The sequence below is a fragment of the Pseudonocardia lacus genome, assembly GCF_018531445.1.
Classification (GTDB): Bacteria; Actinomycetota; Actinomycetes; order Mycobacteriales; family Pseudonocardiaceae; genus Pseudonocardia; species Pseudonocardia lacus.
Genome location: NZ_JAHDTH010000264.1, coordinates 1 through 8956, shown reverse-complemented (window position 1 = coordinate 8956; position 8956 = coordinate 1). Strand labels below are relative to the sequence as shown.

Annotated in this window: 7 protein-coding genes and 1 pseudogene; 2 read left to right on the top strand and 6 right to left on the bottom strand. The window is 74.6% G+C overall.

Features of this window, described 5'->3' with window-relative positions; all coding sequences use genetic code 11:
* From KIK08_RS34795 to KIK08_RS34770, 6 genes and pseudogenes are all read right to left on the bottom strand, one after another.
* Positions 1–438: pseudogene (locus tag KIK08_RS34795) on the bottom strand (hypothetical protein); the annotation flags it as partial.
* Positions 439–554: 116 nt separating this feature from the next.
* Complete coding sequence (locus KIK08_RS34790; RefSeq protein WP_308258079.1) at positions 555–1436, bottom strand: AAA family ATPase; 882 nt, start codon at positions 1434–1436, stop codon at positions 555–557.
* A complete protein-coding gene (locus tag KIK08_RS34785; RefSeq protein ID WP_214407572.1) occupies positions 1433–2425 on the bottom strand; it encodes an XdhC family protein in 993 nt (330 codons plus the stop codon). The genes KIK08_RS34790 and KIK08_RS34785 overlap by 4 nt, the downstream gene beginning before the upstream one ends.
* Before the next feature lie 13 nt (positions 2426–2438).
* Positions 2439–4778, bottom strand: coding sequence for an aerobic carbon-monoxide dehydrogenase large subunit (locus tag KIK08_RS34780; protein ID WP_214407573.1), 2340 nt, complete (start codon positions 4776–4778; stop codon positions 2439–2441).
* A gap of 80 nt (positions 4779–4858) precedes the next feature.
* Positions 4859–5341 carry a (2Fe-2S)-binding protein gene (locus tag KIK08_RS34775; protein ID WP_214407571.1) on the bottom strand — a complete coding sequence of 161 codons (483 nt, stop codon included), beginning with the start codon at positions 5339–5341 and terminating at the stop codon, positions 4859–4861.
* A gap of 2 nt (positions 5342–5343) precedes the next feature.
* Complete coding sequence (locus KIK08_RS34770) at positions 5344–6234, bottom strand: FAD binding domain-containing protein (RefSeq protein ID WP_214407570.1); 891 nt, start codon at positions 6232–6234, stop codon at positions 5344–5346.
* A 124-nt stretch (positions 6235–6358) separates the two neighbouring features.
* On the opposite strand from KIK08_RS34770, the gene KIK08_RS34765 reads away from it, so the two are divergent.
* Entirely contained in the window at positions 6359–7300 is a 942-nt protein-coding gene (locus KIK08_RS34765; RefSeq protein WP_214407569.1) for a LysR family transcriptional regulator, read from the top strand.
* 265 nt (positions 7301–7565) lie between these two features.
* Positions 7566–8956, top strand: a 1391-nt coding sequence (locus tag KIK08_RS34760; protein WP_250558433.1) for a sensor histidine kinase, incomplete at its 3' end; no start/stop codon positions are given.

The window sequence follows — 8956 nt, the reverse complement described above, 5'->3', positions numbered from 1 at the left end:
CGACGCGGCCACCGGCACCCCGACCTCCCGCGCCTCCCCCGACCCGCGCCCACCCGGCCCGGACCGGGGCGTCCGGCCACCGGCCGCACCCCGAGCCCGTCGCCCCGCCCCCGTCGCGCCGTCGGACGACCGCACCGCCTCGATCGGCGGCGCGGTCGGGTCGCCGCGCCGGACGTCGTCGGTGAGCCCGCCGAAGACCTCGGCGAACACCGCGTCGAGCAGGGGCAGCTGGGCGGGGTCCGAGACGAGCGTGGCCCGCGCGCACGACAGCAACCGCCCCGACGTCGTCGGCCCCACCGCCACGACCGCCGCCGCGAACCGCTGCACCCGGTCCGGCCCCACCACCAATCCCGCGGCCCGGCACCGCTCCGCGAACCCCGCCACCACCTCCGCCAGCCCCGCCACCCCCGCCGGCGCCAGCCCCGCCTGAACACCCACCCCTGGTTCAGGAAAGCCACGATGCTGCCCTCTGCGGGCAGCATCGTGGCTTTCCTGAACTCCGGGTGGCGCGGTGGGACGGCGTGAGGGGGGTGGGAGGGGTGGGCGAGGAGGGGTCATCGGGGAGCTACCAGGGCGGCGAGGCCCCGGTCGCGGGCCGCGGTCGCGTCCTCGTCGTACTTGAGGACGGCGCCGAGGGTGCGGTCGGCGGCGGTGGCGTCCAGCTCCGCCACGCCGAGGACGTGCAGGGCCGTGGTCCAGCTGATCGCCTCGGCCACGCCGGGCGGTTTGAGCAGGTCGAGGCCGCGCATCCGCTGCACCGCGCCGGCCACCTGCCCGGCCAGCCAGCCGGCCGCCCCCGGCACACGCCGGCGCACGATCTCGGCGACGCGGTCGGGGCCGGGGTAGCCGATCCAGTGGTAGAGGCAGCGGCGCTTGAGGGCGTCGTGCAGGTCGCGGGTGCGGTTGGAGGTGAGCACCGCGACGGGCGGGACGACCGCGCGCCGGGTGCCCAGCTCCGGGATCGTGACCGCGGACTCGGCGAGCAACTCGAACAGGAACGCCTCGAACTCGTCGTCGGCCCGGTCGACCTCGTCGATCAGCAGCACCGCCGGCCGGGGGCCGGGGTGGTCGATGGCCGCGAGCAGCGGGCGGGCCAGGAGGTGCTCGGCGGTGAAGAGGTCGGCGTCGCGCAGCTGCTCGCCGCGCGACTCGGCGAGCCGGATCGACAGCAGCTGGCGCGGGTAGTTCCACTCGTAGAGGGCCTCGGCGGCGGTGATGCCCTCGTAGCACTGCAGCCGCAGCAGCGGGGTGTCGAGCACTTCGGCGAGCGCCTTGGCGGCCTGGGTCTTGCCGACGCCCGGTTCGCCCTCCAACAGGATCGGCTGCCCCATCCGCACGGCCAGGAACAGGGCGGTGGCCAGCGGGTCGTCGGTCAGGTAGCCGGTCGCGTCGAGGCTGGCCCGCAGGTCGTCCACATCGGACGGCAGGTCGGTCACCGCGGGTACCCGCCGGGGTCGGCCAGGTAGGCGTCGCGGCAGCCGGACCCGCAGAACCAGTGCCCGCCGGCCGACGGCGTCGGCGCCGCCGCGACCACCTCCATCCCGCACACCGGGTCGATCACCGGCGCCTCCCGCGGCGGCGGCACCACCGCCCCGCCCGGTTCAGGAAAGCCACGTTCCTGCCCTGTGGGTTCCGGAACGTGGCTTTCCTGAACTCCGGGCAGTGGGGCGGCGGGGGCGGCGGGGGCGGCGGGGGCGGCGGGGCGGGCGGAGCGCTCGGCCACGAGCTGGGCGTAGATGGACAGGGCGATCTCGTTCGGCGTGCGGGCGCCGATGTCGAGGCCGGCGGGGGCGTGCACCCGCTCGACGCCGGTGACCCCGCGCGCGGCCACCGCGCCGAGCACCCCGGCGGCCCGGGCCCGGCTCGCCACCAGGGCGACGTAGGGCACGCCCGCCTCCAGCGCGGCGGCCAGCACCTCCTCCTCGTCGTGGCCGTGCGAGGCGACGACGACGGCGGCGGTGTCGGCCGGTGGCGGCGCCGCCGGGTCGTCCACCACCCGCACGTCGTGGTCGAGCGCCTCGCCGACCCGCACCACGGCCCGCGCCACCGGCGAGTCGCCGCGGACCAGCACGAGCGCCGGCGGCAGCACCGGCTCCAGGAAGATCTCCAGGGCCCCGCCGGACAGGCACGGGTTGTCCACCACCCGCACCCCGGGCGCGGGCGGCGCGGACGCCCCGCCGCCCGGGGTGATCCGCAGCAGGCCGGCCTCGCCGGAGGCCAGCACGCGCAGCGACTCGACGCGGGCGGTGCTCTCCGCGCACGAGCCCCCGACGAAGCCCTCCATCGTCCCGTCGGCCAGCACCAGGGCCTGGTCGCCCGGCCGGGCGCTGGTCGGGCGTTCCGCGCGGACCACGGTGGCCAGCACGAACGGGGTGCGCCCCGTGCGCAGCCGGCTGGCGCGGTCGAGCAGCCTGGCGTCGGCCATGGTCATCGACCCGTCAGCCGATGGCCAGGTCGGTGCGGATGGGCTCGCCCCGCATCGCCCGCCAGACGTGCGCCGGGGTGAGCGGCATGTCGGCGTGCCGGACGCCGATGGCGTCGAGCACCGCGTTGACGACCGCGGGCGGCGAGCCGACCGTGGCCGACTCCCCGACGCCCTTGGCGCCGATCGGGTGGTGCGGCGAGGGCGTCACGGTCTCCCCCAGCTCCCACGACGGGCACTCCATCGCGGTGGGCAGCAGGTAGTCCATGAAGGACGCGCCGAGGTGGTTGCCGTCGGAGTCGAACGCCATGAGCTGCATCAGCGCCATGCCGACGCCGTCGGCGAGGCCGCCGTGCACCTGCCCCTCGACGATCATCGGGTTGATCCGCACCCCGCAGTCGTCGACGGCGATGAACCGGCGCACCGACGCCTGCCCGGTGCCCTTGTCGACGTCGACGACGCAGATGTAGGCGCCGCACGGGTAGGTGAGGTTGGGCGGGTTGTAGACGCAGGTGGCGTCCAGGTGGCCCTCGACGCCCTCGGGCAGCTCCAGGTCGGAGTGCGCGGCCATGGCGATGTCGGCGATCGCCGCGGACGCCGACGGGTCGCCGGCGACGTGGAAGCGGCCCTTCTCCCACTCCAGGTCGTCGGGCGAGACCTCCAGCATCGCCGCGGCCACGATCTTCGCGCGCTCCCGGACCTTGCGCGCGACGATCGCGGTCGCCGCGCCCGACACCGGTGTCGAGCGGGAGCCGTAGGTGCCCAGCCCGAACGGGGTCTGGTCGGTGTCGCCCTGCACGACCTCGATGTCGTCCGGGGAGATGCCCAGCTCCTCGGCGACGATCTGGGCGAACGTGGTGACGTGGCCCTGGCCCTGGCTCATGCACGACAGCCGCAGCACGGCCTTGCCGGTGGGGTGCACGCGCAGTTCGGCGCCGTCGGCCATGCCCAGCCCGAGGATGTCCATGGTCCGGCGCGGCCCGGCGCCGACGGCCTCGGTGAAGAACGCGATGCCGATGCCCATCAGCTCGCCGCGCTCGCGCTTGGCGGCCTGCTCGCGGCGCAGCTCGGCGTAGCCGGCGATGTCGAGGGCCTTCTGCAGCGTCGTCGGGTAGTCGCCGGAGTCGTACTCCCAGCCCAGCGCCGTGGTGTACGGGAACTGCTCGGGCTTGAGCAGGTTCTTCATCCGCAGCTCGGCCGGGTCCCAGCCCTGGTCGTGGGCGAGCACGTCGACCAGGCGCTCGATCAGGTACACCGCCTCGGTGATCCGGAACGAGCACGCGTAGGCGACGCCGCCGGGCGCCTTGTTCGTGTAGACGCCGGTGACGGCGCAGTGCGCGGCGGCCATGTCGTAGGAGCCGGAGAACACGTGGAACAGCCCGGCCGGCATCTTCGACGGCTGCGCGGTGCCGTTGAAGGCGCCGTGGTCGGCCAGCACCTTGACCCGCACCCCGAGCAGCTTGCCGTCCTTGGTGGACGCGATCTCGCCGTGCATGTGGTAGTCGCGGGCGAACGAGGTCGCCATCAGGTTCTCCGAGCGGTCCTCCACCCACTTCACCGGCGCCCCGGTGACGATCGTGCCGACGACCGCGCACACGTAGCCCGGGTAGATGCCGACCTTGTTGCCGAACCCGCCGCCGATGTCCGGCGAGATCACCTGGATCTTGTGCTCGGGCAGCCCGGCGACCAGCGCGTAGATCGTGCGGTGCGCGTGCGGGGCCTGGGTGGTCGTGTAGACGGTGAGCTTGCCCGTCACTGGGTCCATGCTGGCGATCGAGCCGCAGGTCTCCATCGGCGCCGGGTGCACCCGCGGGTAGAGCATGTCGCAGGACGCGACGACGTCGGCGTTCGCGAAGACGTCGTCGGTGGCCGCGGAGTCGCCGGCCTCCCAGTCGAAGATGTGGTTGTCGGTGCGGCCGTCGAGGTCGTCGCGGATCACCGGGGCGCCCTCGTCGAGCGCCTTGCGGGCGTCGATGACGGCGTCGAGCGGCTCGTAGTCGACCTCGATCAGGGCGAGCGCGTCGCGCGCGGAGTAGCGGTCCTCGGCGACGACGAACGCCACCTCCTGGCCCTGGAACCGGACCTTGTCGGTGGCCAGCACGGCCTGCACGTCGTGGCTGAGCGTCGGCATCCAGGCCAGGCCCAGCCCGGCCAGCGTCTCGCCGGTGATCACGGCCTTGACCTTCGGGTGCGCCTCGGCGGCGCTGGTGTCGATCGAGACGATCTTCGCGTGGGCGAACGGGCTGCGCAGGACCGCCCCGTGCAGCATCCCGGGCAGCGCGATGTCGTCGAGGTAGCGGCCCTGGCCGCGGATGAACCGCGCGTCCTCCTTGCGCCGCATGGAGCCGTAGCCCATGGGCGTGGACGCGCAGACCTGGGTCGGGGCGACCTCGGTGGGCGGGGTTCCCGGCGCCGCGACGCCGGTGGTGTCGGTGCTCACTGGTGCACCTCCTGAGCCGCACGCTCGATCTCGGCGGCGGCGTGCACGGAACGGACGATGTTCTCGTAGCCGGTGCACCGGCAGATCTGGCCGGAGATGGCGACCCGGATCTCGGTGTCGGACGGGTCCGGGTTGCGGTCGAGCAGCGCGCGGCAGGTCATCATCATCCCGGGCGTGCAGAACCCGCACTGCAGCCCGTGCTTGTCGGAGAAGCCCTGCTGGATCGGGTCGAGCTCGGCGCCGCGCGCCAGCCCCTCGACGGTGCGCACCTCGCGCCCGTCGGCCATGACGGCCAGCACGGTGCAGGACTTGACCGGCTGCCCGTCGAGCTGGACGACGCACACCCCGCAGTTGGAGGTGTCGCAGCCCCAGTGGGTGCCGGTCAACCGCAGCTCGTCGCGCAGGAAGTGCACCAGCAGCAACCGGGGCTCGACCTCGCGCGTGTGCGCCGTGCCGTTGACGGTGACGGTGATCTGCATGCTCAGGCCTCCGTTCCGTGCTGGGCCCGGGCCGCGGCGCGGCGCAGTGCCCTGGTGGTGAGCTCGCCGGCCAGGTGGCGCTTGTAGTCCTCGGGCCCGCGCTGGTCGGCGGTGGGGCGCACGTGCTCGGCGGCGATCCGGCCGGCCTCGACGAACCGCTCCTCCGTGACCGGGCCGCCGCGCAGGTAGTCCTCGGCCTGCGCGGCGCAGAAGTGCTCGGCGCCGACGGCGGTCAGCCCGATGCCGACCTCGGTGATCGTGTCGGCGTCCAGCCACAGCGCCGCCCCGCCGGCCGCGACGGCCCAGTCGCCCACCCGGCGCTCGACCTTCTCGTAGGCGCTGCCGCTGCCCGGCCGGATCGGCACCCGGACCTCGACCAGGATCTCGGCGTCGCCGACGACCGTCTGGTACGGCCCGGTGTGGAACTCGCGCGCGGAGACTTCGCGGCGCCCGTCGGCGCCCTCGATGACCGCGACGGCGTGCAGCGCGGTGAACGCGGCCGACAGGTCCTCGGACGGGTCGGCCTGGCACAGCGACCCGCCGATCGTGCCGCGGTTGCGCACCACCGGGTCGGCGATCACGCGCTCGGCGTCGACCAGGATCGGGAAGTGCTCGACGGCGAGCGGCGACTCCAGCAACTCGGTGTGGCGGACCATCGCCCCGATGCGCAGCGCGTCGGCGCCGTCGGCGGAGGCGATGCTGATCCCCTTGAGCTCGTCGAGGTCGTTGATGTCGATCAGCGTCTCAGGGTTGGCGATCCGCAGCTTCATCATCGGGATCAGGCTGTGGCCCCCGGCGACCAGCCGGGACTCCGGGCCGTAGCGGGTGAGCAGGGCGATGGCGTGCGCGACGCCGGTCGCCCTTTCGTAGTCGAACTGGGCAGGCACCTGCATGGCGGGCTCCCCTCAGCCGGACCCCCGTGTCCGGCGCTGCACGCAGTGTGTCCACCCCGCGCCACGCGGACAATCGCCGGCTAAGCGTTCCCTTAGGTCGGTGTCGCGCAGCACAATCGGGGGAATGACCTTGAACCAGCTGACGGCCTTCGTGCTGGTGGCCAGGCTGGGCTCGGTCAAGGCGGCGGCCACCACGCTGGACGTCAGCGAGCCCGCCGTCTCCCAGGCCCTCGCCGCGCTGCGCAAGCACTTCGACGACCAGCTCATCGTCCGCGGCGAGAACGGCATGGAGCTGACCGACGGCGGTCAGCGGCTGGTCACCATCGCCGCGCAGATCGTCGGGCTGGGCGTGGAGGCGGAGTCCGCGGTCCGCTCGGCCAGCGGCGCGCCCGACCGGCTGCGCCTGGTCACCTCCGCCGACGTCGCCGAGTTCGTCGCCGGCCCCCTGTTCGACGCGTTCGGCACCCGCAGCGCGGGCGCCGTCGAGCTGACGACCGGGGTCGCCGGCACCGCGGAGATGGGCGTGCTGGTCGCGCAGCGGCTGGTCGACATGGCCATCGGCCCCGACCTCGGCGGGGTGCCCGGCCTGGTCAGCGACCGCGTCTTCCGCTGCCAGCTGGTCGTGCTCGGCGCCCCGGGGCCGACCCCGCCCGGTCGCCCCGCCCACTGGAGCTGGTGCGTCGGCCCGAGCGGCACCGACCCCGACGGCGACGTCGGCCTGTTCCTGCGCGCCCTCGGCGTCCCCGACACGCGCCTGACCGTGTTCCCCAACCAGGCCGCGGCCTGGGACGCCGCCGCCCGCGGGGGCGGAGTGGCCCCGGGCCTGTCGCACCTGGCCGCGCACCGCCTGCGGCGCCGGGAGCTGCAGGTCCTCGACGTGGCCCGCTCCCCGGTCGAGCGGTACTGGTACGCGAGCACGCTCCCCGCCGACCGCCGCCACCCGGCGGCCTCGGCGCTGCACCGCTTCCTGGGGACGCCGGAGGCGATGCGGTTGCTGAGCAGCCCGGGCTCGGGCGTGCCCGCCGCGGTGTTCCGCCCGCCGGTGCACGTGACGATCTGGAGCTGACCCCCGGGGGGCGCCGTCGAGAACGAAGTTGTCGTGATCAACAGGGCTTGTGGATCACGACAACTTCGTTCTCGACGGGGCGGGGGCGGGGGCGCGTAGGCCGAATCGGGTCAAAGGTCGCTGAGGGTATGGACACGGTGACGCACCGACGCAGTACCCTCCTCACTCCCCGCTGGCTAGAAGTTACTCCGTGTGATCAATCCGGGGACTGCTCCCCCGAACGGCTGACACCCCTTGATCACCCGGGGAGAACGGTGCGAAACCCATGTGGAAGGCGCTGCACGACCGCCGCCCCCTCGGCCACGCCCTGGAGGCCGCCGACCGGCGGCCGGTCCACCGGCTGCTGCTGTGGGTCCTCGCCGCCCACGTGGTCGGCCTCGCCGGGCTCGGCATCGGGCTCGGCCACCCCCCGGCGACGGTCGTGCTGGCCGTCGTCGCCCCCGCCGTGTGCCTGGCCGCCGGCGTGCTGGCTCCCGACCGGTCCACCGTCTCGGCCGTCGCCGTCTCGGTCGGGCTGGTGTGCGCCTCGGCCGGGCTGATCGGGCTGACCGGGCTGGGCGCGGCCCGGTTCCACGTGTTCGTGGTCATCGGGCTGGTCGGGCTCTACCAGTCGTGGGCGCCGCTGCTGACCGCCGCCGTGCTCGCGCTGGCCGGGCAGGCACTGGCGCCCCGACCCGGGTTCCCGACGACCGCCGACCCGCAGGACCCCGGGGCGTGGCTGCCGGCCGTGCTGTTCGGCGGGGCGGTGCTGGCGCTGTGCGTCGCGTCCGCGCTGCTGTGGGGCATCGCCGAGCGCTACCGGTGCGAGCGCGACGAGGTCGGCACCGCGCTGACCGAGGTCGAGCTGGGACGGCGGCGGTTCGTCTCCGAACTGCTCATCAACCTGGCCCGCCGCTCCCAGGGCATGGTGTACCGGCAGCTGGAGATCCTCGGGAAGCTGCAGGCGACCGAGCACGACCCGGACGTCCTCGCCGAGCTGTACCGCCTCGACCACCTCGCCGTGCGGGTCCGCCGCAACGCCGGCAACCTGCTGGTCCTGGCCGGCGAGCAGGCGCCGCGCACCGGGGGTGGGCCCACCTCGTTGCGCGAGGTGGTGCGGGCCGCGGTCGCCGAGACCGAGGACCTCGACCGCGTGCTGTTCATCGTCGACGAGCAGCGCACCGTCGCCGGCCGCGCCGTCGCCGACCTGACCCACCTGCTGGCCGAGGTGATCGAGAACGCGGTCCGGTTCTCCCCTCCCGACAGCGCCGTCACCGTCCGGTCGCGGCCCGAGCACGGTGGTCTCGGCCGCGTGGTGACGGTCGAGGACTGGGGCGTCGGGATGCCGGAGGCGGCGCTGGCCGAGGCCAACCAGGTCCTGACCGCCCCACCGGAGATCGACCTGTCGGTCAACCAGCGCCTCGGCCTGCACGTGGTGGCCCGGCTCGCGGCGCGGCACCGGATCGAGGTCGCGCTGCGCCCCGGCGACGACGGCGGCACGGTGTGCTCGATCGCCCTCCCGGAGGGCGTGTTCGAGGCGGACCAGGCGCCGGCCGTCGAGGGCGGCGACGGCGAGCCGCCGGCGGCGGAGGCCGGCACGGACGCGGCCGACGCGGCCGGCACCACCCGCCTCCCGATCACGCCCGCCGACCCGCAGCCGGCACGGCCCGCGGCACC

Coding starts and splice junctions, on each gene's coding strand:
- KIK08_RS34785 (WP_214407572.1), bottom strand. CDS start 2,425: ATGGCCGACGCCAGGCTGCTCGACCGCGCCAGCCGGCTGCGCACGGGG.
- KIK08_RS34780 (WP_214407573.1), bottom strand. CDS start 4,778: ATGGGCTACGGCTCCATGCGGCGCAAGGAGGACGCGCGGTTCATCCGC.
- KIK08_RS34775 (WP_214407571.1), bottom strand. CDS start 5,341: ATGCAGATCACCGTCACCGTCAACGGCACGGCGCACACGCGCGAGGTC.
- KIK08_RS34770 (WP_214407570.1), bottom strand. CDS start 6,234: ATGCAGGTGCCTGCCCAGTTCGACTACGAAAGGGCGACCGGCGTCGCG.
- KIK08_RS34765 (WP_214407569.1), top strand. CDS start 6,359: ATGACCTTGAACCAGCTGACGGCCTTCGTGCTGGTGGCCAGGCTGGGC.